A 20808-nucleotide genomic window follows, 5' to 3' on the forward strand; every position below is an offset into this window, starting at 1 on the left:
GGCCGACACGGCGTCCATAGGCTCGGAAGCGAGGTCAGGGAAGCTGTTTCCCCTGGCCCGCCGCAAGCCCGGTCAAGGCCTCTGCGAGCTGCGGCAAGGCGTACGGCGCGCTCAGTGGACCGAAATTGTCGACGAAGGCATTCGAGAGCAGTAGTTCGACCGGCGCGTAAGCTCGAGCCTTCACAGCGGGGAGGTTCTGGAAAACTGCGAAGTCTTCCAACCTCGCCGTCGCCTCCGGATCAGATGCGAGGCTGAGCAGAATGTCTGCGGGCGCGAGTACTTCGGCCTGCTCCATCGACAGAGCAGCCATCTGCTCGGCGTTGTATCCGCGATAGTTGAGTCCGAGTTCGCGCAGCAGAACCCCGGGCGCACTGGCATCCCCTTGCACATACAACTGATCGCCGTACATTGAGCCGATCATGATGGCCTTGCCGCCCAGACCGTTGAGTGAAGCTGCCGTGTCGGAGATCAGGGCATCGGTCCGGGCGATCGCCGCAGTAGCGGCCTCGTCGACAAAAGCCGCCTGGCCGACCGTGGCGACGCCGTCACGCCACGACGTGGTCCAGTCCAACGCCACGACCGGCGCGATCTGCCTGAGCTTCTCAGCCGCAGGTTCGAGATAAGTCTTCATACCGATGATGAGGTCCGGCGAGTAACCCGCGATGATTTCCGGATTGATTTCGCCTGTGGTGCCGAAGCTTTCGAGATCAGCTATCCCAGCGGTACTCTGCCACGGCAGAGCGCCGCGGTCCCACGCTCCCGTATTGCCGTAGGCGACGGGGTGCACGCCGAGGGACAGGAGGAATTCGAGATCCGTGAAGTCGCTGGCGACAACGATCCTTTCCGGCTTTCCCGAGATCGTGGTGGTTCCGAGCGCATTGATCACCTTGCGTTGTTCGCCGGCATCAGCGGCATCTGAAGTCGTCGAACAACCCGCAAGGATGGCGGCCGCTGCCGCCGCGCCTACACCGAAGAACCCACGGCGACTGAGCTGGTCCACAAGTTCAGCGGACGTCGGTGATTCGCGAATCGTTCCGTACACGTGTGCACTCTCCTTATCGGCGTCTGCTGCGCGCGCCGAGGGGCACAGCAGATGAGAGGTTAGCCCACCCTCAGCTCCCATGGGGTCCCTACGCTGTCGAGTTCGAGCGATCGGAGCGCGAGAACACAGCTGGGCAGCTTTCTCGCTGGTCCAGCCCGCAGGCCGGCATGCGAACCGCTAGTCCGGGCCTTCGACGGATTGATCAGACAAGTGTTGAAGATCGCTATCCCTCCCCCCTCGTCGGCCCCTGACAACGCGCTTATGCATGTCGCCCACCGTTCGACTTGCGCGGCATGGGAGGATAGACACATCGAGATCGGGACTTCGATGTGAGGGCCCGGATCGAGTTTGTAGGGAGTATCGGTATGGCACAGGGCATCGTGAAGTGGTTCAACGGCGAAAAGGGCTTTGGTTTCATCGCTCCCGACGACGGAACACCGGACGTGTTCGTTCATTACTCTGAAATCTCGGGCAACGGCTACAAGTCGCTCGACGAGAACCAGCGTGTGGAGTTCGAGGTTGGCCAGGGCCAGAAGGGTCCTCAGGCCACCAATGTGCGCGCTGTCTAATCAGTGACACATGAAGAGGGCCGCACCCGCAAGGGTGCGGCCCTCTTCTGCATCAAATTCACCCCTGAATCACTGACCCTGAATGACGGCCAAAGCTCCCACGATGTTCGACTCCGCAACCGACTTCGAGATTCCGAGATCAGCCAGAACACCTGATCCGTCTTCGAGTTCGAGCAGCGCGAGCAGGATGTGCTCGGTTCCGATGTAGTTGTGGCCCAGGCGAAGAGCCTCACGGAACGTCAGTTCCAGGACCTTGCGCGCACGAGCGTCGTACGGAATGAGTTCTGGTAGTTCGGAAGTCGGCGCCGGTAGTACACCGGCTACTGCAGCTCGGACGGACCCGAGCTCCACCCCCTGCGCCACTATCGCCTTCGCAGCCAACCCGGCGGGCTCCTCGACAAGCCCCAGGAGCAGGTGCTCAGGCTGGATCTCTGCGTTACCTGCGGCGCGGGCTTCGTTCTGCGAGGCCATGACGACGTTCTTCGCCCGGGGAGTGAATCGGTTGAATCCTTCGTTCGGATCCATCGGCTTCTGATCACTCGACGCCTTGGGAACAAAACGCTTCTGCGCAGCCTGCTTCGAGACACCCATGCTCGCGCCGATCTCCGTCCACGACGCTCCCGACCTGCGTGCCTGGTCGACGAAGTGGCCAATCAGGTGATCTGCAACTTCACCGAGATGATCAGCGGCGATCACGGCGTCGGAAAGCTGGTCGAGCGCGTCGGTGTGCACCTTCTTGATCGCGTCGATGAGGTCGTCGAGTCGAACCTTGTTGGTCATTTCCACTGGCTTACTCATGCGTCAACCCTAGGTTGACGCAATCGAAAACGTCAACCCTAGGTTGACGATCGTCTTCGCCGCCCAGTGATCAGCCGGAAAAGAATTCACGCAGAGCCGGGACAATAGCGTCGTCGGCGACGCCATGACCCTGACCGGGAATCTCCAAATTCTTTGTCCCCGAGACTTTTGCAGCGATACGCATCGCTGAGGCAGGTGCCCATCGACCACTGTCACCGCCGTACATGACCAACGTGGGGACGGTAATCGAGGCCAGCCAGTCGAGCGACTCGCAGCCGTGATCACACACCGCGACGTCATAGGGCAAGGTGTGCGCGATGGCGCACATTTCGGGCCAATCGGTACTGCGCTTGATCTCGTCGACCATCTCCGGAGACGCGCCGGTCAGGTCCAGAAAACGGATCACAGCACCTTCTCTGTCGCCGGCCGCAATCAACCGCTCCAGATCACTTTGGACGGTTTCGTCTTGCTGGTCGTCGTCCATGTACGGCGCCTCGTAGACGGCGAGCTTACGCATCGGAACGGCCTGCGCAGCGGCTTCCAATGCCAGCGCCGCACCCGACGACAATCCGTAGATCAGCGGTGTTTCACCGGTGGCCGCGACGACTGCTCGCAAATCCTCCACCTCGTCGCCGATCGAGAACGCGTGGCTGTCACCGCTGTCCCCGCGCCCGCGCCTGTCGTACGAATACACCGTGAAGTCCGCCGCCAACTCCCCAGCGAGAGAATCGAACCATCCTCGATCGCAGAACGCTCCGGCAACCAGAACTACTGCTGGTCCGGCACCGGAGCGTTCGTACGCGATGGTCGTACCGTCGCGGGATTGCACTACCTCTGGGGATTGCTCTGTTCTCACGTCGATCTCCTCAGGTCTGGTCAATGCCTACCTGATTAGACCGCCCGCACTACCGAAACTCATCGGTCCAGTCGGCAGAGGCTTCAGCTGATCTTGTTGTAGAGCGCATCCCAACCCTGTGCCACGTACGAAATCGTGTAGATCGAACCGTAGAACGTGGAGCCACCCAGACTGGTGACGTTGCCCGCCTGCACTGCCGGGAGTCGCTGCCACAACTTGCTCGCCACCAATGCCTGGTACGCGGCACTGTCCTCGTTTTCGGTGATCATGAAGCCGTCGACGCCGGCCAGCACACCGAGTCCTTCGAGGCTGACGCCGCCCTCGGGATCGAGGCCCTCCGAGGTCGCAGTTTTGCCACCGATGTCGCCGAGCGTCATGTCGCTGGGCTTGTCGCCCTTCTCGGACGTACGGATGCTCGTGACGTACAGCGTGTTCGTGTCTGGCATGAACGAGACACTGGCGACTGTCTTGGACGCAATCTTCTCGGCATGACGACTACGGATGCCGGAAATCAGATTGTCGTAGTCGAGCGTCAATCGATCGAGGGTGGCTGTTCGACCGAGCCAGCCCGACAGTCGCGAGAGGTTGGTACGCCAATCATCGGTGAACTCGGTCGTCAGAACCGGTGCGATGGTGGACATCTCGGCGACCGGCCACCACTCGCTCTCGTAGTTCAGGCACACTATCAGGTCAGGTTCGAGCGCCAAGATCTGCTCGCGGTTGGGGATCTCCGACAGGAACGGTACCGACGAATCGATGGGTACCCACGGTGTCGCTTGGGCGTACGTGTAGCCGACGAGCGGAAGTTCCAGCGCTACAGCAGGTTCCAGGTCGAGCCGAGAGTCGACCGCGACAACCCTCTTCGGATTGACGGGAATGTCGTACGTTCCGAGAGGTGTCGTCACAGAACGCATTTCGGCTTCTCCCGGACTGCTTCCACTGTCACCGCACGCCGCCAGGAACGCGCCCAGTCCGGCGATTCCGGCGCCGAAGCCGAATTGCCGACGAGTGAGGTCCGAGACGAGGCGGTTGTCGGAGTAACCCTCGGGAAGCAAGAGCGTGGATTGAGCGGGCATGCGTGTCGAACCTCCAGAAGAATGAATCATCCACTGTTTGCAAGCGGATAAGGATGCCCTAACAGCGTACGCAGGGAGAGTCGTCGCGATCGGCCCAGAAATAGTCGGATCAGGCCAAATCGAACCCCTTACTTGTCGAGTTTGCGCATCTCGACGAAGTAGACCGCACTGAACGCGAGGTAGGTACCGACGATTCCGAGGACCGAGATGATCAGGACGAGAGCGAGAAACATAGCCATGATGGTCTCCACTGACACGGGTTGTTCACGATGTCGATCGAGAGAGAATGGCTTCGAACTGCGGCGCTGCGACTCGAAGCGGGGCCGAAACTTTCGGTTACACACACCACGCTAGCCCCAGGCGTCTCGAGTTTCGATGAACTCGAGGTGAACTCTCCTACGGCTACGTCACACTTTTCTGTCGGACGGTCAGTTCGGTCCGAGCACCTGCCCCGACCACTCGACCAAAGGCGTCAGCGCGCGCCACGCCGTGCGAACTTCCTTCAACGTCCTGGCGCTGTCCAGCCACGACGGGCTTGGATAACTGCGACCGGCCGTCAGCGACTTGTGTCGCAACAACTCGATTCGCGGGTGGTCCACCGTGAACCCGCGAGGTGCCGTCTTGAGCTTGTCGCCGCCGATCGTGAATCCGGACTTCTCGACGGAGGCCAGGATCTTCTCGAGCTCTGGTCCCCGAACGTCGTCGTCGACAGCCACACGATAACGCGCGATAGTCTCCGAACTGCTGGCATAGAACCCGCCGGCCACCATCAACCCTGCTGCGTCGATCTGCACGTAGTACCCACAGCTCTCGGCGAGACCGACAAACGCGCCCTGATGCGTCTTGTACGGAATCTTGTCCTTCGAGAAGCGAACGTCACGATATGGCCGAAAGAGCTTGGCTGAGCCGAATTCGTCCTCCAACGCCGCGGTCAACGACGCCATCGGACGACGAACCACCTCGTCGTATGTCCCCTTGTGCGCTGCCCACCAGGTCTTGCTGTTGTCGGCCTCTAGGTCTTCGTAGAAATCGAGTGCAGCAACGGGTATGCCAGTGAACGCAGCCATGACGTAAGCCTAGCTGCCTGTTCGGCTTTGGACCGCCTGCCCTGCACCGATGCCCGGATCGGCCGGAATCCGTAGACTGCATGGGGATGATTTCCGAAATACAAGCATGGGAACTGACCGATACCAACCGAGACTGGCTGATTCACCGACCCGTCGAGATCGCGATCTACGTGGCGCTCGCAGTCGTTCTGCGCTTCGCACTGCACCGCGGGATTGATCGAATGTCGAAGCCTCGCAAGTCTCCGAACGCCAAGGTGAACGAGCGCAGATCGCAGCGAGCCCGGACCATCGGTTCGGTACTCAAATCGACGGTGTCCATCGTCATCCTCGTCTGGTGTGTGTTGCAGATCCTCGGCATCCTCGGGATCAACGTCGCGCCGTTCATCGCATCCGCCGGCGTTATCGGTCTTGCCATCGGTTTCGGTGCACAAAACCTGGTGCGTGACTTCCTCTCCGGCATCTTCATGTTGCTCGAGGATCAGTACGGTGTCGGCGACGTCGTCGATCTCGGCGACGCGGTCGGGACCGTCGAAACAGTGGGCCTGCGTGTCACCACGATTCGAGATGTCAACGGCACCTTGTGGTATTGCCGCAACGGCGAAATCCTGCGAGTCGGCAACATGAGTCAGGGTTACGCCACTGCAGTTCTCGATCTCCCGATCGCCCACAACGCGAACGTGCACAAAGCGTGCGAGGTGGCGACGCGAGCTGTCCTCGAGGCGGCGGAGTCCGAACCGATCAGGGCCGACATGATCGACAAGCCGGAGATGCTGGGAGTCAATTCGGTTACTGCCGAGGCAATTACCATTCGAGTGACGGCGCAGGTCAAGCCTGGGCGTCAATGGGCAGTCCAGCGCGCGTTTGCGCGCTCGGCACTGACTGCGTTCGAAGAGCAGGGTATCGAGGCGCCCTACCTCCCTGTGTTGCGATGATTGTTGGGACGGAGTCAGTAGCCCTTTCCATCGACTACGCGAGCCCCCGGCGCGGTCGATACCGCCGGGGGCTCGCTCGTGCCTGAAGCGTGATTCAGACGGTGGAGGTCGAGACCTCCCGGTTTGCCGATGCGTTACCAAAAACCCTGTGCAGGAACATCGTCAGAGCAATGGCTGCCACGATGCCGATCAGCGGCGGGATTCCCACCTCGAACTCACCGGAAAGCCAAGCGAGGAACGCTGCGACGGCATAAACGGCGAGGTTGCGCCAGTGCACCGGCCGCGGCATGTAATCCCCGGGAATGCCGCGCCGCCACCGGCACAGGAAATCAGCAATGATCACGCCACCCAACGGCGGGATGAACGTTCCGAGCAGGCTCAGGTAGTCGACAAGATGGTTGTGCACACCGGTCAGAGCGAGTGCTGTGCCGATCACGCACCCACCGATGACGAACGGAGTCTTGCGGGGCTTTCTGAACAATTCGGCGCCGGCCACCCCGAAGGCGTACGCAGTGTCGGCGTTGCTCTTCCAGAGATTCCCGAACAGCAAGACCAGGCCCCAGCCGACAAGCCCGAGGTTGTAGAGGATCAACACGAAGTCACCCTCGTGGAACGTGATGGCTCCGATCGCGCCGAACAGGATCATCAATCCGTTTCCGAGGAGGAACCCGATAACGCAGGCCCACACCGCTTGTGATCCGGAGCGAGCAAATCTGGTCCAGTTGGGCGCTTGCGTTCCCGCCGATACAAACGTGCCGACCACAGTGGTGATTGCGAGCGCGATCGTCATGGTCGTCTGCGGTTGAACCGAGACCAGGCCGGAGAATCCACCAACTTCTTCGAGGGACCGGAACACGACCCAGCAGGCCAACGCCAGGATCAAGGGCGTCGAGACGAGCGAGACCCAATACATTCCGCGGTAGCCGTAGCAGGCGGTGATGCACATCAAGATGCTCGCCGCGATCATCACCGACGCCCTGGCGAGGTAGGAATCCCAGCCCAATGCCTGCGCGGTGAGATCGCCGATCGTGCCGATGATGACTCCGTACCAGCCGATCTGGGTACCGCCCAGCAGGATCGAAGCGAGCTTGGACCCGCGAGTGCCGAAACTGTAGCGCGCCATCACAACTGTTGTCAGTCCGGTTCGGGCTCCGACGAATCCCATCATGGCGACATAGACCCCCAAGATGGCAGATCCGGCGGCGATTACCACCATCAGTTTCCAGAACGAGAACGCGGTACCGAGCGCTGCTCCGGCCAACATCGTCGGCGTGAAGATGGTGAACCCCAACAACACCACCGCGAGCGAGAAGAACGGCTTTCGTGCATGAAGCGGAACCGGAGTAACGGGGTAGTCTGGATCGATCGGGTGGCCTGCGCTCTCCGAATCGCCTGCGACCGTCGCACGTTCGACGGCGCTGCTCATACAACTTCGCCGATGTCTTCGAGCCACAGGCTCGGGCGCTCGGCCAGCATGCGGTCCATCAGTGCCACACACTCCGCGTCGTCGACGACGTCGATCTGAATTCCGCTGCTACGCAACCATTCTTCCGACGCCTCGAAGGATCGATTCTCGCCGACTACGATTCGAGGGATCTCGTAGAGGCGAGCAGTTCCGGCGCACATGAAGCACGGCGACAAAGTCGTGTAGAGGACGCACTCGCGATACACCGAGGCTGGGAGCCGACCGGCTCGCTCGATGCAGTCGGTCTCGCCGTGACGGATGGCGCTGTTCATCTGGACCCGACGGTTGCGGCCGACTGCAAGCACCTCGCCGCGATGAATCAGTGCCGCGCCGATCGGCACGCCGCCCTCCTCCCAACCGATCTTCGCCTGTTCGATCGCTAGCCCTAGGAAATACTCATCGGTGTCTGCCGGGTGATTCATGTGCGCTCCTGGAGTCTGACCAAAATCGTCGATTGTGGCTCGTGTCACAATCCGACCACGGTGGTAACAGCCCGACAAGGGACAACCTGTCAGTTCGGCAGAACTAGCTCTATGACGAAGTGCCCCCTCGGCGGACGATATAGAAATGCTCCCGACTCTGCGACAAGTTCTTGCGATGCCCTCGTTCAAGGCCGCCGCAATCGAGGTGCTCGCGGGCGACGTCGATACCGCGGTGGTCCGCTGGGTCCATTCTTCCGAGGTATACGAGATGGGTGGGCTGCTGTCCGGAGGTGAGGTCCTTCTGACCACGGGTCTCGGTCTCCACGGACGGTCTCCCGAGCAGCTCACCGCCTACATCGACCAATTGGCAGACGCGGGATGCGTCGCACTCGCGATGGAAGTCGGGCGCTCGTTCCTCACGGCCCCTCCCGAACTCGTCGAAGCTTCACGCCGACGCGGGCTCGCATTCTTGGCCCTGCACGCGGTAGTGCCATTCGAGCGGATGGTCGAAGACTTTCACGACCTGATGCTCCGCCGCACTCTCGGTTCGGCGCAAGCGGGCGAGCCTGTCTGGCAAGAACTTCTGAGTCTCGTGGTGGCAGGCCAGGGCATGACCGCGCTGCTCGACAAGGTGTCACGACTCGCGGGGTGCGCCGTCGATCTCCTCGACGCGGATGGCAGAACCGTCGAGCGCAGCACAACCGGCGCAGAGCGATCCGAGACCGAACGGACGATCCACGACGTACGCGGTCCGACGAACTCACTCGGTCGACTTGTCCTGTGCGGGCCCGCAACCACACGCCGAACCGCCGTCGCAAACTGCGCCGCCGTCGCGGTGGCTCTGGAACTCGGCCGTCACGGCGATCTCGGCCCAAGACAGTCACTCGCCCAATCGGTGATCACCGACGTGGTGGGCGGTGTGCTCACATCGCACGGCGACTTGTCCGAGCGACTGACAGCGACCGGGTGGACGCCGTTATCGGAGGGGCACCATGTCCTCGTCGCCGCTGTCGACGTCGATCGGCAAACGCCGGTACGAGAGCTCGCTGACCAAGTACGCGACGCCGTGCGGGCCGTGCTCGGCTCCTGTGTTGTCGGGACTGCGGCCAATCACGTCATCGTGCTCGCGCATGGGTGGGCGTCCGCATCCCCCGCTCGAGTGCGGACTGCGTTTACCGAAGCCGACGAGCTGCTACGCCACGGGCCGGGCGGTTCCGCGGTACGCACGCTCGGAGTGGCGACGCCGGTCGAGGATCTATCGGGCGTCGGGGCGGCGGTCGCGCAAGCTCGCGAAGTCGTCCAGATCGCACGGCGCTTCGGCACCCGGACCGGAGTGATCCTCGCGAGGGACGTCGGCGTCCAGCGACTGCTCGCCGCCGGAACGACACCCGCTTCGCTGTCCTTGTTCGTAACGGAGCAACTCGGTTCGCTGATCGCATACGACACAGCACATTCCGCCGATCTCGTCCGAACACTCGACGCGTACCTCGCACATCGGGGCGGCAAGGCGAGAACCGCGGATTTCCTCGGCATTCGGCGTCAGTCGCTTTACGCACGGCTCACGCGTATCGAGAAGCTGATGGGTGTTTCCCTTGACGATCCGGCACAGGTGGTCTGCCTCGGGCTTGCGCTGACCGCATGGCGCATGCGTACCGGCCTTGATCCGCAAGCAGCGTTCGAGCGCCTCCCCGGGTGAGCGACAACCTCTGCGATGATGAACGAATGACCGGAGCAGCGGAGTTGATGATCGAGATCCCTGCCGGTGAGGTGCATCTCAGAGACGATCGCAAAGGCACTGCGTGGACCTCGAAAGTCGAATCATTCCGCCTCGCTCGCCATCTCACCACCAGGGCACTGCTACACGGTGATTCGTCGGACGATTCGAACAAACCCGCGGTCGATCTTTCGTGGAATGACGTCATCGCAACCTGCAACTCACTGTCAGTCGCGGACGGTCTGACACCCGCATATCAACACGTCGACACCGATTCTCCGCAGTGGGATCGGGGCGCAACTGGCTACCGACTCGCCACCGAGGCCGAGTGGCAGTACGCATGCAAAGCCGGCACCTCCGGCTACCGCTACGGCGAAATCGACGAGATTGCCTGGTACAGCGACAATTCAGAGGGACGAGCACATGAAGTCGGAATGAAGGCACCCAACAATTGGGGCTTGTTCGACATGATCGGCAATGTCTGGGAATGGTGCTGGGATCTCTACGACCCCGAGGTGTACGGCACGTACCGGATCTTCCGCGGCGGCAGTTGGGCCGAAAGTGCACGCGGTTGCGGCGCTACCGTAAGGAGGCGAAGCCACCCGACGTTTGCTATCGACGACCTGGGATTTCGCCTAGCTCAGACGATCTGAGGGCAGACGGCCGAGGACTTCGAGCACAGCCTCGATCTCTTCTCGTCTGCGCAGCCGAACTATCGGCAACGACGGCACATCGACAAGGACCGCGACCATTCGCTCCGCGTTGCGTCCGTCGTTTCGCCAGGCCCAGCGCACCACATGATCCGGATCGAACAGAATGGTGTGCAGTGGCGGCTCCATGTTGCGGTTCCACAACACCTCTCGCTGCAATCGCCGACGCACGGTTCGTGTTATCACCTGACGCATCACCGTCCGCCGAGGCAAATCCAACCACAGCATCAGGTCCGCGCGCTCGGCCAGAAGCTCGCGCACCGCACCGTACTGCCACTCGGTCACCCAAGCCGGCTCACTGGAAAAGCGTCGTACTTCGGTTTCGAAACTCTCGAGCGGAATCCAGTCGGGCCCGTGGAAGAGAGAGTCCAGCTCAGTGTGTTCGATCTCGAGAAGCCGCCCGATTCGACCGGCGAGAGTCGTCTTTCCGGCACCGGAGGTCCCCGCGACAAGGATCTTCTGCGGACGAATCGTCAGCGCGGTGGGGTCTACGAAAGGCACCGATACACAGTAGGGGCCTTACACTTCGCAGTCCACCCATTCGATGTAACCGGTACCGTTGATCGACGCACCGTCGAAGCTTCCCCGGTAGGTGTATGCACCGACGTATCCCTTGCCGTGACCGTAGCGCCACTCCGAGTCGATCTCCGCCTCGAACTCCACGACCGTCCTACCGTAATCGCTTACCTGCCAACGCAGTACGCGCGGCACACGCATCTCGCGACCCTGTGGGTCGATGTGCAGGTTGTCGGCGTACTCGAGCACGTCGAACTCGACGTCGTCGAAGACCTTCGCACTACCGTCAACAGTCCGAATGTAGGCGAGCTTGCACGCCGTAACCCCAGACGCTCGAACATCGGTGAGCAACAACTGATACCGGTCGTCCAGTTGAACGATCTGGTAGGTGAAGAAGTCGGCCGGGAGCTTCCACGACTCGGGAAGCGCGCGGCGAGTCAAAGATTGTGGTGTCATGCACCGCGCGTATTCAACGGTGCACGGAGCCGAAATGCTCACCGGTCCAATTGGACTCGAGATCGTCCCCGAACACTGCGCCAGGAGACTGACGTGGTCGTAGACCGGATTGCGCACGAACCACGACGCTTGATCTGTTGCCACGATCTCGAGATCGACGTCGAATGAGTCGTATCGCCCGTTGACACGGAAGTTCGGATAGTTGTTCTCGATGATCAGGTTGTCACCGAAGGCGATTCGCGAACCATCTTCTTCGAACGCACACTCATCGGCAGCGTCGTAGGCCCGATAGAAGTGATGCCCCGGCGCTGCGGTGGAACTCAGCACGGTTGCGGTGTTACGCGCGTCGGGTGCAGCGAGATAGTCGTTGTCGAACACCACCGTCCCGGTTGCACCGATCAACGTCATGGTGTTGAGGTAACGGAGAGGCCCTGGCAACTCGGGAACAAAGAACCCGTAGTGCGTCCAGGCAAATTTCCGCGAAGCAAGATGCGGGCGCATCATCTCCGGTCGATCGAACGGGCATACCGATTCGGCCATCCGCTTGTCGATCAGCGGAAGCGCGCCGTCCAGCAAGGCCCGAACCGCCGGTCGCCACAACCGGCGCGAGTGGGTGGCGGAGGCAGTGCGGGAACGATCAACAGTTTGTCCGGTCACGCCCCCAAGTTAATGTAACCAGCCGTAACAAACAAGTGTCGAAGTTTCCTCGACGACCTCACCCCTGAACACCCGCGCCCTGCGCAAGGGGCGAATAGCATGTGAGAATCCGCGTACCGGAACCGGTCGCAGAGAGGGCGCAACAATGCAGCACGAAGAGTCGTCGTTCACCGGGGTAGCCGGCACCAAGATCGTCTACGACGTGTGGACTCCGGACCGCGAACCCACCGGGGTTCTTGTCCTCTGCCACGGTCTCGGCGAACACGCGAGGCGCTACGACCACGTAGCCGCGCGACTCGGGGAACTCGGTCTCATCGTGTACGCACCCGACCACCGCGGGCACGGTCGGTCCGGCGGCAAGCGCGTCCACCTGAAGGAATTCTCCGACTTCACCGACGACGTCCACACCTTGTTCTCGATCGTGACCGCAGCACACCCCGGCAAGGACAAATTCCTGCTCGGACACAGCATGGGCGGCGCGATCGCGCTTTCCTACGCCCTCGATCATCAGGCCGACCTGAAGGCGCTCGCGCTTTCCGGACCTGCTGTGATCATCGCAACCGGCACGCCGAAGATCGTGATGCAATTGGGCAAGATCGTCGGCAAATACCTCCCCGACGTGCCCGTCGAGAACCTGGAAGCGGCTGCCGTATCGCGTGATCAGAAGGTCGTCGACAAGTACAACGCCGACCCGCTGGTTCACCACGGCAAGGTTCCCGCCGGAATCGCGCGCGGCATGATCACCGCCGCGGAAGGCTTCCCGGCGCGCCTGCCTTCGCTCACCATTCCCGTACTACTTCAACACGGTTCGGACGACCGTTTGACGGACCCCGCCGGCAGCAAGCTCGTCGCAGATCTGGCCGGCTCTTCGGACGTCACCTTGAAGGTGTACGACGGTTTGTATCACGAGATCTTCAACGAGCCTGAGCAGGAAGAAGTTCTGAACGATCTGATCGAGTGGCTGCGTCCGCGGGTCACCGGAGCATAGTCATGTCGACGTGCGGGATCCTGCTGGCTGCCGGGGCCGGATCCCGCATGGGTAAACCCAAAGCGCTCGTCACAAACGCCGACGGTCAGTCTTGGCTTCGCCACGGGGTGACGACGCTGCAGTCCGCCGGACTCTCACCGGTCATCGTGGTTCTCGGCGCGCAGGCAGAAGACGCCCTCGAACTACTGCCCACCACCGATGTCATTGTGGTGATATCGGATTGGCAACACGGAATGAGCGCGTCACTGCGCTGCGGACTCGAGGCCGCCATGCGAATCGACGACGCCGGTGCGGCAGCGATCTCCCTGGTCGACGTCCCGGATCTCAATGCTGATACCGTGACGCGGATCGTAGGCGAGGGAACTCTTGCACGAAATATACTGCGAAGAGCCGTTTTTCACGGTAGACCCGGCCATCCCGTCCTGATCGGACGCGACCATTGGCCGATGCTCGCGGAGTCTCTCACCGGGGACGGGGGCGCCAATACCTACCTACGCGAACACGGGGTCGAGTTGGTGGAGTGCAGCGACCTCAGCAGCGGTGTCGACGTCGACTATCCCGAAGCCTGATCGCACGCCGCAATCCTCCCAGGTGGTGGGTGTCCATATTCGGTGTAAAGATGATCCGATGAAACGTACCGTCGCCGCCCTGCTCGACATCGAGATCGACGAGGCGACCAACCTGGAGTTCAAGATCGCGGTGACGCGCGCGCCGGGTGTCGAACTGCTGGAAACGATGTCGTTCGTCCATGACGGCAATCCGCTCGAACCCCGCGAGATCACCGCCGAACACGGTACCCGAATCCACCTACTCGACTGTGCCCCAGGCAAACTGATCGTCAGCTACGACGCGACCGTCATCGGCCGGGCAGCACCGGCGTCGGTCAGCGACTACGACGTGTCGAAGTATCTGCGCCCCAGTCGGTATGCCGAGGCGGACAAGTTCTTCGGTTTTGTCGCCGGGCAATTCGATCTCGCCACTCCCCCGGCCGAACTCCTTCTCGAAGTCACTCGCTGGGTGAGTACACATTTGAGTTATGTTCCCGGCACCAGTCGCGGCACCGACAGTGCGGTCGACACCTTGCTCGCGGGCGCTGGAGTGTGCCGCGACTACTCGCACCTGACCATCTCACTTCTACGCGCCGTGGGGATTCCCGCTCGACTGGTGGCTGTCTACGCGCCGGGTTGCGATCCGATGGATTTTCACGCCGTAGTCGAAGCCGATATCGACAACGTGTGGCGCGTGGTCGATGCAACGCAATTGGCGCCGCGCAGCAATCTTGTGCGCATCTCGACCGGCCGAGACGCCGCAGACACAGCGTTCCTCGACAACCACGGCGGTTCGATCACGTTGCATGCCTCGGAAGTTCGCGCAGTCGTCGACGGCGTTCTCGACAACGACGACTACGCGACCCTCACGTCGATCGGCTGAAACAGCGTCAGGCGCTGATCTGGTTCTGCGAGGCCATCGTTCGTTCGAGGAACTTAACTGTGAGATCGACGATCGCCTTCCCCTCTCGAAGAGCTTTGCCGATCACCGGGAAAGCATGGATCTGCCCACTCCAGATGTGCGTTTCGACGGCTTGTCCTGCCTTGATCAGGTTCTCGGTCATGATCTCGACGTCCGGACGCATCAATTCGTATTCGGCAGACACCAGGAACGACGGCGGAATCAGACTGGCATCGGCATTGATCGGAGACTCTGCACCGACTATTTCGTCCGGACCTTCGAGCCACCGGTCCTTGAGCTTTTCCACCTGTGACATCGGTAGGTAGGCATCGCGTTTCATGAAATCGGGATCGTGGTCCTCGAGGTTCACGTTGAGAAGTGGCGAGTAGCCGATCACGGCTGCGGGCCTCGTGATTCCGCGTAGTGCGGCAATTTCGGCGACCTTCATGGCCAGGTATCCGCCCGCCGAATCACCGGCAACCACAATCTTGTTCGGGTCTTCCGCTGACTCGAGCAACGCGGCGTACGCGGCCATTGCGTCCTTGACGGAGGTGCCGATGGAACCTTCCGGCAGCTGGCGGTATCGCACGGAGATCACCGGTACGCCGGCCTTCGCCGACAGCAGGCCGCACAGTGCCCGGTGCGTTGCCAGACCGCAGAAGACGAAACCACCGCCGTGGAAGTACAGGATCGTGGCGCCGGCCAACTCGCCCTGCGCTTTGCGCGGATGCTTCACCTTCTCGCTGGGCACACCGCCCAGCGTGAAAGGCTCGATGTCGAGGTTCTTCGGCTTCGGCAGCTTGTCCGCCATCGCGTCGAGTCGCTCGAGTTGGCGGATACCGCGTTCGGTGGTCGGCCAGAGGGTGAACATCGGCTTCACGAACGTCCTGGTCAGGCAAAAGATAACCCGCGCTCGCGGACTCACGTTCCAATGCCATACCGTCGAATCTCGCGTCCGCATAGCGTCCTCCCAGGTCAAGCCGTTTTGTGCATTTGAGTTACACATACTTGTCGGCTGCTGTTGTGAACGATAACTGACGCTGCGTCGAAATGACACGACGGGTAGGGCTCAATTGCTCGAGCGTGTGCAAGTTCTGCTCGCGATCACGGCCGGGAGAGATACGCGGACAGTCCGCGGTGCCCTCCACACATCATCGCTTCATGATTCCACTCGAACAGCGGCTTCGCGATCTTCGAGGCCAGGCCGAGTGCTCCGGACACCGCTACTTGTTGCCGAAAGTCGGCGACGCAACCAGATCCAGCGGGGCGCACCGCCCAGCTACTCCAGCCGATCATTGCTCCGGAGAGATGCACTTTCAGGTAGCGCGCAATGGGGTCTTCGACCTCGCGTCGCCCGAAAACCAGCAACGTCAGAGGGACGGCGCTGCGGATGGCCATGGAGCCCGAATGCTCATCGGTCGTCCGGACTCGGCGTATCTGAGGCCACCACTGTGAATACCTCTCGGCGTCCGCGAGAACGTCGTAGACACAGTCGGCAGAGGCCGGGAGCGTCCAGACGCTGTGGAAGTTGAAGTCCGTCACGGTTTACGGCGTCCGAGCTAGCCGGTGCGCACTGTGAGATCACCGAACAACGAATACGAGACAACACGAATAACCGGTGCACCTGGGCCGGGATCCTGTCGACCCCCGTCGAATTCCCGATCTCCGAAAAGGTCGAAGCCACCCAACTCGACTGAAACCCCCTCCGGAACTCGCAGCCTCGTGTCCCCGAAGATCGACACGATGGTGATCGTCGAGGAGGACGCTGTGATGGTTGCCGACCGCAGATCGAACTTGACGTCCCCGAACAACAGCAGGGCGAGTGTCTTTTTCGCCAAAGACCAACGGCCGGAGCGCTTCGTGTCACCGAAGACACCGACGATCGTTGTTTGCGGCGGCGACATCACAGCGGGTGGTGCCGCACTGAACGGCACGATCTGCTCGAGGTGCCCCCGATCCGCGGTGGGCGACCACACCACTGCTGCCTTGTCCGAGTACTCCTCAAGGGTCAAACGCCCTTCACCCACCGCGACTTCCAGACGCGCTTGGGCATCGACACGCAATTGATCGACGTCGTGGCCTTCTTCAGCAGCAGTCACCCGAGCACCGTAACCCGAACAGCGGGTGACTACACGCCTGGCCCGCTCAGTACTCGAAGGTCTCCACCCGTCGCAGGATCTCCTCCGCGATCTTGGCGGGACTTCCACCCACGTCGACGACGATGGCCTGCTCATCCGGATCGACGGCCTCGAGCGTCGAGATCTGGGAATCGAGGAGCGAAGCGGGCATGTAGTGATCGAGGCGAGCGGTCAACCGCTGACCGATCTGATCCCGCGAACCGGCGAGGTGCACGAACACGACGTGCTCACCGCGAAGGACGTCGCGGTAGCTCCGCTTGAGTGCCGAACACGTGACGATTCCCGGCTGACCGGCGTCGGTGTGACCCTTGATCCAGACGGCGATCTTGTCGAGCCAGGGCCAGCGATCTTCGTCGTTCAACGGGTGCCCGGTCGCCATCTTGTCGATGTTCGCCTGCGGGTGGAGATCGTCGCCCTCTTGAAGGTCCCAGCCCATCGCTCCTGCGAGCATGCCGCCGACCGTCGACTTTCCCGAACCCGAGACACCCATCAGGACGAGCACGGGATACTGCTTCTGCTGTGCCGCTTCGCTGTTCATGTGCTCGCCTACCTAGATGAATGCGCTCAACACGAGCACTCCGGCCAGGCCCGATACCGAGATGATGCATTCCATCACGGTCCAGGTCTTGAGGTTCTGTACCACGCTGACGCCCAGATACTCCTTCACCAACCAGAATCCAGCGTCGTTGACGTGTGAGAGGAAGAGCGAGCCTGCGCCGATCGCCAAGACCATCAGCGAGACATGTGCGGACGAGAGGTCGGCCGCGACCGGAGCGAGTATGCCCGACGCCGTCACCGTTGCCACCGTTGCCGAACCTGTTGCGACGCGGATCAATACCGCCACCAGCCAGGCCAGGAACAACACGGGAAGGCTGCTGCCCTTGATCGCGTCGGCGATCACTCCGGCGATACCGGTATCGATGAGGACCTGCTTGAATCCGCCACCGGCGCCGACTATCAACAAAATGCCTGCGATGGGAGGCAGGGAGCTTTCGAGTGACTTCGAGATGGCCTTGCGGTCCATACCGCCGCCGCGCCCCAGAAGCACCATTCCGACCAGAACCGCGAGACCCAGAGCGACAACGGGTGTTCCGAGGAAGTCGAGGACCGACTTGGGGAGTGCCTCGGAATCAGGAGCGATCACGTCGGCAAATGCCTTGCCCAGCATGAGAACAACCGGGAGGAGGATCGCTGCGAGAGTAGCCGCGAACGAGGGACGCTGCTTCTTCTCTTCCTCGCCTCGATCTTCGCCTGTGACAAAAAGATCCGGGACCTTCACGTCGACCCACCGTGCTGCGTACTTACTGAAAACCGGTCCGGCGAGAACAACCGTGGGGATCGCTACGAGAACACCGAGCGCGAGGGTGAGGCCGAGGTTGGCGTTCAAGGCCGAGACCGCAACCAGTGGCCCGGGGTGCGGCGGAACCAAACCGTGCATGGCCGAGAGGCCGGCGAGGGTGGGGATCGCGATGCGCATCAGGGACAGGCCGGAACGCCGCGCGACGAGGATGATGACCGGCATCAACAGGACGAGACCGATTTCGAAGAACATCGGCAGACCGATCACCGCGCCGACCAGAGCCATGGTCCACGGAAGCGCCTTGGTGCTGGATCGGCCCACCAGCGTGTCGACCACTCGGTCGGCACCGCCGGAATCGGCGAGGAGCTTGCCGAACATCGCGCCGAAACCGATCAGGATTCCGACGCTTCCCATGGTCGACCCGAAGCCGGTGGCGAACGCCGCGACCGACTCGGCCGATCCGAGGCCGGCCGCCAGACCGACGCCCACCGCGCCGATGGACAGCGCAAGGAAGGGGTGCAGGTCCAGCCAGGTGATCAGCGCGATGATGACCGCGACGCCGGCGACTGCAGCGATGATCAATCGTGCGTCGCTACCAGCGGGGACGACCTCGGCCGCCAGCAATGCTGTGGTGTTCATAGGGACTCCCAGTCCGATGAGTGATTGAGGTCACTGTTCCTTAATTAACCTACAATTTCAAGAGCAGACACTAATTTGTAGTATTTATCCGGCTTCCACCGGGCTTACTCCACACGCATGGGACGATCTACGTATGCCTTCTGTCCCGTTTCAGCAGTTACACGACTCGATGCTGGAACAGCTCGGCCAAGACATAGTCGGTGGTGTGCTCGCTCCGGGTACGACGATCTCTGCCGACGAGGTGGCAACGCGCTACGACGTGTCGCGAACCGTCATCCGTGAAGTTGTCCGCGTTCTCGAATCACTCGGACTGGCCTCGGTTCGTCGACGCGTCGGAATCACCATCCTCGGCTCCGAGCACTGGAACTCGCTCGACCCCAATGTCATCCGCTGGCAACTGGCCGGTCCTGATCGGTTCGAGCAGCTTTCGATCCTCAGTGAACTCCGTTCCGGCATCGAACCTCTGGCTGCGCGACTGGCCGCAACTCGCGCCACACCCGAGCAGTGCGGCGCACTCACTGCAGCCGTCATAGGCATGTCAGCTACCTCGCGCGCTGCCGATACCGACGCATATCTCGGCCATGATTCCGACTTTCACCGCACACTGCTCGCCGCTTCCGGCAACCCGATGCTGCGGGCGATGTCGCAGATCGTCGTCGAGATACTCGAAGGCCGCACCCGCCACTCGTTGATGCCCCACGAGGCCGACCCCGAAGCGATTCACCTGCACGGAGTGGTCGCGTCAGCCATACAGTCCGGCGACGCCGACGCTGCAGAAACCGCGATGCGCTCGATCGTCGCAGAATCCGCAGAAGCGGTCGAAACAATGCGCGAAAGCCCCGAACCGCCGCCTCATCTGTAAGTCGAGCCACAGACTCGGCGGAATTGGCCCGCAACTGCTCCGCGAGTGGAACGCTGGGCGCCATGACAGCACTCGCTACCCAGAACAGCGCACTCTGATGGCCCGCCCGGTACGCGTCGTCGTCCTCGGCGCCGGATCGTGGGGAACCACGGTGGCCGGCCTCGCTGCCCGCAACACCCCAACCCTGTTGTGGGCACGCAATTCCGAAGCGGCCGACGAGATCAATTCGCAACGGACCAACTCCAAATACCTTGGTGAGCGCAAACTTCCCAAGGGGCTCAAGGCAACCTCGGATCTGGTCGAAGCCGCTCGCGAAGCGGACGTACTCGTGTGCGGGGTGCCGTCGCACGCCGTTCGCTCCACGCTCGCCGAGATCGCCAACGAAGTTCGGGCGTGGGTCCCGGTGCTGTCACTGTCCAAGGGCCTCGAGCCCGGCACCCGGCAGCGTCCTACCGAAGTGATCGCCGAGTGCCTGCCCGGCCATCCCGTCGGACTACTCGCGGGCCCCAACATCGCCAAAGAGATCGTCGACGGCATGGCGGCGGCATCGGTCGTGGCTACCCAGGACGACCGCGTCGCCGCCGCGCTGCAACCGCTGTTCGCGTCGTCCGTCTTCCGGGTTTACCGCAACACCGACGTGCTCGGCTGCGAACTCGGCGGAATCCTCAAGAACATCGTTGCCATCGCCTCGGGTATGGCCGACGGTTTGGGAGTCGGTGACAACACCCGCGCGATGGTGCTCGCTCGCGGCCTCGCCGAAATGACCCGACTCGGCGAAGCGATGGGCGCCAACCCGCGCACCTTTGCCGGCCTGACGGGCGTCGGCGATCTGATTGCCACCTGCATGGCTCCGACTTCTCGGAACCGTCGCGTCGGTGAGGCTCTGGCACAGGGCCTGACCGTCGAGGAGGCAGTCGCCAAACTCGGCCAGGTCGCCGAGGGCGTCAAGACCGCCCCCACCGTCATGGATCTGGCCCGCGAATACGGCGTCGACATGCCGATTGCCGCGGAGGTCGAGGCCGTCATCGGTGGCCGACAAAGTGCCAGCGACGCATATCGCGGTCTTCAGAAAGTGGCCCCCGGCGGCGAGCACGAGGTGGCGTGAGGAACATCTACAGGTATCTAGCGATTTAGCTAGATACCTGTAGATCG

23 protein-coding genes are annotated in these 20808 nt (G+C 61.9%); 9 read left to right on the plus strand and 14 right to left on the minus strand.

Annotation, left to right across the window (positions count from 1 at the left end):
- Positions 1-34: 34 nt before the first annotated feature.
- Positions 35-1042, minus strand: a complete 1008-nt coding sequence (locus tag ACSW29_RS18940) for an ABC transporter substrate-binding protein (RefSeq protein WP_317825872.1) — start codon at positions 1040-1042, stop codon at positions 35-37.
- 365 nt (positions 1043-1407) lie between these two features.
- On the opposite strand from ACSW29_RS18940, the gene ACSW29_RS18945 reads away from it, so the two are divergent.
- On the plus strand, positions 1408-1611 hold the full coding sequence (locus tag ACSW29_RS18945; protein WP_003939930.1) for a cold-shock protein: 204 nt from the start codon (positions 1408-1410) through the stop codon (positions 1609-1611).
- Between the two features lie 69 nt (positions 1612-1680).
- On the opposite strand, the gene ACSW29_RS18950 is transcribed toward ACSW29_RS18945, so the two are convergent.
- From ACSW29_RS18950 to ACSW29_RS18965, 4 genes are all read right to left on the minus strand, one after another.
- Positions 1681-2409, minus strand: a complete 729-nt coding sequence (locus ACSW29_RS18950; RefSeq protein ID WP_317825873.1) for a Clp protease N-terminal domain-containing protein — start codon at positions 2407-2409, stop codon at positions 1681-1683.
- A 70-nt stretch (positions 2410-2479) separates the two neighbouring features.
- The gene (locus ACSW29_RS18955) at positions 2480-3265 is read right to left on the minus strand and encodes an alpha/beta fold hydrolase (protein ID WP_448278001.1); all 786 of its coding nucleotides are present in this window, start codon (positions 3263-3265) and stop codon (positions 2480-2482) included.
- A gap of 83 nt (positions 3266-3348) precedes the next feature.
- Positions 3349-4341, minus strand: a complete 993-nt coding sequence (locus ACSW29_RS18960; protein ID WP_448278002.1) for an ABC transporter substrate-binding protein — start codon at positions 4339-4341, stop codon at positions 3349-3351.
- A gap of 428 nt (positions 4342-4769) precedes the next feature.
- Positions 4770-5408, minus strand: a complete 639-nt coding sequence (locus tag ACSW29_RS18965) for a DUF2461 domain-containing protein (protein ID WP_448278003.1) — start codon at positions 5406-5408, stop codon at positions 4770-4772.
- A gap of 80 nt (positions 5409-5488) precedes the next feature.
- Between ACSW29_RS18965 and ACSW29_RS18970 the strand changes: the two genes are divergently transcribed.
- A complete protein-coding gene (locus tag ACSW29_RS18970) occupies positions 5489-6340 on the plus strand; it encodes a mechanosensitive ion channel family protein (RefSeq protein WP_019745515.1) in 852 nt (283 codons plus the stop codon).
- Positions 6341-6434: 94 nt separating this feature from the next.
- On the opposite strand, the gene codB is transcribed toward ACSW29_RS18970, so the two are convergent.
- Together codB and ACSW29_RS18980 are read right to left on the minus strand one after the other, a co-directional pair.
- On the minus strand, positions 6435-7766 hold the full coding sequence (codB, locus tag ACSW29_RS18975; protein WP_448278004.1) for a cytosine permease: 1332 nt from the start codon (positions 7764-7766) through the stop codon (positions 6435-6437).
- Entirely contained in the window at positions 7763-8227 is a 465-nt protein-coding gene (locus ACSW29_RS18980) for a nucleoside deaminase (protein WP_347874846.1), read from the minus strand. Before ACSW29_RS18980 ends, codB begins: the two co-directional genes overlap by 4 nt.
- Positions 8228-8402: 175 nt before the next feature.
- Here ACSW29_RS18980 and ACSW29_RS18985 point away from each other — a divergent pair, with 175 nt between their 5' ends.
- Positions 8403-9923, plus strand: a complete 1521-nt coding sequence (locus ACSW29_RS18985) for a PucR family transcriptional regulator (RefSeq protein WP_448278005.1) — start codon at positions 8403-8405, stop codon at positions 9921-9923.
- Between the two features lie 26 nt (positions 9924-9949).
- Positions 9950-10594 (plus strand): formylglycine-generating enzyme family protein, encoded by a 645-nt coding sequence (locus tag ACSW29_RS18990; protein WP_230815126.1) that lies wholly within the window; start codon positions 9950-9952, stop codon positions 10592-10594.
- Here ACSW29_RS18990 and ACSW29_RS18995 read toward each other — a convergent pair.
- Together ACSW29_RS18995 and ACSW29_RS19000 are read right to left on the minus strand one after the other, a co-directional pair.
- Positions 10577-11152: an AAA family ATPase gene (locus ACSW29_RS18995; protein ID WP_347874848.1), complete on the minus strand. Its 576-nt coding sequence runs from the start codon at positions 11150-11152 to the stop codon at positions 10577-10579. The genes ACSW29_RS18990 and ACSW29_RS18995 overlap by 18 nt on opposite strands.
- Before the next feature lie 18 nt (positions 11153-11170).
- Positions 11171-12280 carry a DUF6670 family protein gene (locus tag ACSW29_RS19000; protein WP_448278006.1) on the minus strand — a complete coding sequence of 370 codons (1110 nt, stop codon included), beginning with the start codon at positions 12278-12280 and terminating at the stop codon, positions 11171-11173.
- Positions 12281-12425: 145 nt separating this feature from the next.
- Between ACSW29_RS19000 and ACSW29_RS19005 the strand changes: the two genes are divergently transcribed.
- Genes ACSW29_RS19005 through ACSW29_RS19015 form a run of 3 tightly spaced genes read left to right on the plus strand, consistent with a single transcriptional unit; the run spans position 12426 to position 14699 of the window.
- Positions 12426-13268, plus strand: a complete 843-nt coding sequence (locus ACSW29_RS19005; protein ID WP_019745522.1) for an alpha/beta hydrolase — start codon at positions 12426-12428, stop codon at positions 13266-13268.
- 2 nt (positions 13269-13270) lie between these two features.
- Positions 13271-13837, plus strand: coding sequence for a nucleotidyltransferase family protein (locus ACSW29_RS19010; protein ID WP_230815123.1), 567 nt, complete (start codon positions 13271-13273; stop codon positions 13835-13837).
- Between the two features lie 58 nt (positions 13838-13895).
- The gene (locus ACSW29_RS19015; protein WP_230815122.1) at positions 13896-14699 is read left to right on the plus strand and encodes a transglutaminase-like domain-containing protein; all 804 of its coding nucleotides are present in this window, start codon (positions 13896-13898) and stop codon (positions 14697-14699) included.
- Between the two features lie 7 nt (positions 14700-14706).
- On the opposite strand, the gene ACSW29_RS19020 is transcribed toward ACSW29_RS19015, so the two are convergent.
- The 5 genes from ACSW29_RS19020 to ACSW29_RS19040 form a co-directional block, all read right to left on the minus strand.
- Positions 14707-15678: an alpha/beta hydrolase gene (locus tag ACSW29_RS19020; protein WP_230815121.1), complete on the minus strand. Its 972-nt coding sequence runs from the start codon at positions 15676-15678 to the stop codon at positions 14707-14709.
- Positions 15679-15821: 143 nt separating this feature from the next.
- A complete protein-coding gene (locus ACSW29_RS19025; protein WP_448278007.1) occupies positions 15822-16259 on the minus strand; it encodes an SRPBCC family protein in 438 nt (145 codons plus the stop codon).
- Positions 16260-16276: 17 nt separating this feature from the next.
- Positions 16277-16816: a LiaF domain-containing protein gene (locus ACSW29_RS19030; protein WP_448278008.1), complete on the minus strand. Its 540-nt coding sequence runs from the start codon at positions 16814-16816 to the stop codon at positions 16277-16279.
- Positions 16817-16862: 46 nt separating this feature from the next.
- Positions 16863-17393 carry a gluconokinase gene (locus tag ACSW29_RS19035; protein ID WP_230815118.1) on the minus strand — a complete coding sequence of 177 codons (531 nt, stop codon included), beginning with the start codon at positions 17391-17393 and terminating at the stop codon, positions 16863-16865.
- Positions 17394-17405: 12 nt separating this feature from the next.
- Positions 17406-18794, minus strand: coding sequence for a GntP family permease (locus tag ACSW29_RS19040; protein ID WP_003939838.1), 1389 nt, complete (start codon positions 18792-18794; stop codon positions 17406-17408).
- A gap of 133 nt (positions 18795-18927) precedes the next feature.
- On the opposite strand from ACSW29_RS19040, the gene ACSW29_RS19045 reads away from it, so the two are divergent.
- Both ACSW29_RS19045 and ACSW29_RS19050 read left to right on the plus strand, forming a co-directional pair.
- The gene (locus ACSW29_RS19045) at positions 18928-19656 is read left to right on the plus strand and encodes a FadR/GntR family transcriptional regulator (protein ID WP_230815117.1); all 729 of its coding nucleotides are present in this window, start codon (positions 18928-18930) and stop codon (positions 19654-19656) included.
- A 97-nt stretch (positions 19657-19753) separates the two neighbouring features.
- On the plus strand, positions 19754-20761 hold the full coding sequence (locus ACSW29_RS19050) for an NAD(P)H-dependent glycerol-3-phosphate dehydrogenase (RefSeq protein WP_003940093.1): 1008 nt from the start codon (positions 19754-19756) through the stop codon (positions 20759-20761).
- The last annotated feature ends 47 nt before the right edge of the window (positions 20762-20808 follow it).

This window comes from Rhodococcus sp. GB-02 (assembly GCF_053470465.1).

Coding starts and splice junctions, on each gene's coding strand:
- ACSW29_RS18945 (WP_003939930.1), top strand. CDS start 1,408: ATGGCACAGGGCATCGTGAAGTGGTTCAACGGCGAAAAGGGCTTTGGT.
- ACSW29_RS18950 (WP_317825873.1), bottom strand. CDS start 2,409: ATGAGTAAGCCAGTGGAAATGACCAACAAGGTTCGACTCGACGACCTC.
- ACSW29_RS18960 (WP_448278002.1), bottom strand. CDS start 4,341: ATGCCCGCTCAATCCACGCTCTTGCTTCCCGAGGGTTACTCCGACAAC.
- ACSW29_RS18965 (WP_448278003.1), bottom strand. CDS start 5,408: ATGGCTGCGTTCACTGGCATACCCGTTGCTGCACTCGATTTCTACGAA.
- ACSW29_RS18970 (WP_019745515.1), top strand. CDS start 5,489: ATGGGGATGATTTCCGAAATACAAGCATGGGAACTGACCGATACCAAC.
- codB (WP_448278004.1), bottom strand. CDS start 7,766: ATGAGCAGCGCCGTCGAACGTGCGACGGTCGCAGGCGATTCGGAGAGC.
- ACSW29_RS18980 (WP_347874846.1), bottom strand. CDS start 8,227: ATGAATCACCCGGCAGACACCGATGAGTATTTCCTAGGGCTAGCGATC.
- ACSW29_RS18985 (WP_448278005.1), top strand. CDS start 8,403: ATGCCCTCGTTCAAGGCCGCCGCAATCGAGGTGCTCGCGGGCGACGTC.
- ACSW29_RS18990 (WP_230815126.1), top strand. CDS start 9,950: ATGACCGGAGCAGCGGAGTTGATGATCGAGATCCCTGCCGGTGAGGTG.
- ACSW29_RS19005 (WP_019745522.1), top strand. CDS start 12,426: ATGCAGCACGAAGAGTCGTCGTTCACCGGGGTAGCCGGCACCAAGATC.
- ACSW29_RS19010 (WP_230815123.1), top strand. CDS start 13,271: ATGTCGACGTGCGGGATCCTGCTGGCTGCCGGGGCCGGATCCCGCATG.
- ACSW29_RS19015 (WP_230815122.1), top strand. CDS start 13,896: ATGAAACGTACCGTCGCCGCCCTGCTCGACATCGAGATCGACGAGGCG.
- ACSW29_RS19020 (WP_230815121.1), bottom strand. CDS start 15,678: ATGCGGACGCGAGATTCGACGGTATGGCATTGGAACGTGAGTCCGCGA.
- ACSW29_RS19035 (WP_230815118.1), bottom strand. CDS start 17,393: ATGAACAGCGAAGCGGCACAGCAGAAGCAGTATCCCGTGCTCGTCCTG.
- ACSW29_RS19040 (WP_003939838.1), bottom strand. CDS start 18,794: ATGAACACCACAGCATTGCTGGCGGCCGAGGTCGTCCCCGCTGGTAGC.
- ACSW29_RS19045 (WP_230815117.1), top strand. CDS start 18,928: ATGCCTTCTGTCCCGTTTCAGCAGTTACACGACTCGATGCTGGAACAG.
- ACSW29_RS19050 (WP_003940093.1), top strand. CDS start 19,754: ATGGCCCGCCCGGTACGCGTCGTCGTCCTCGGCGCCGGATCGTGGGGA.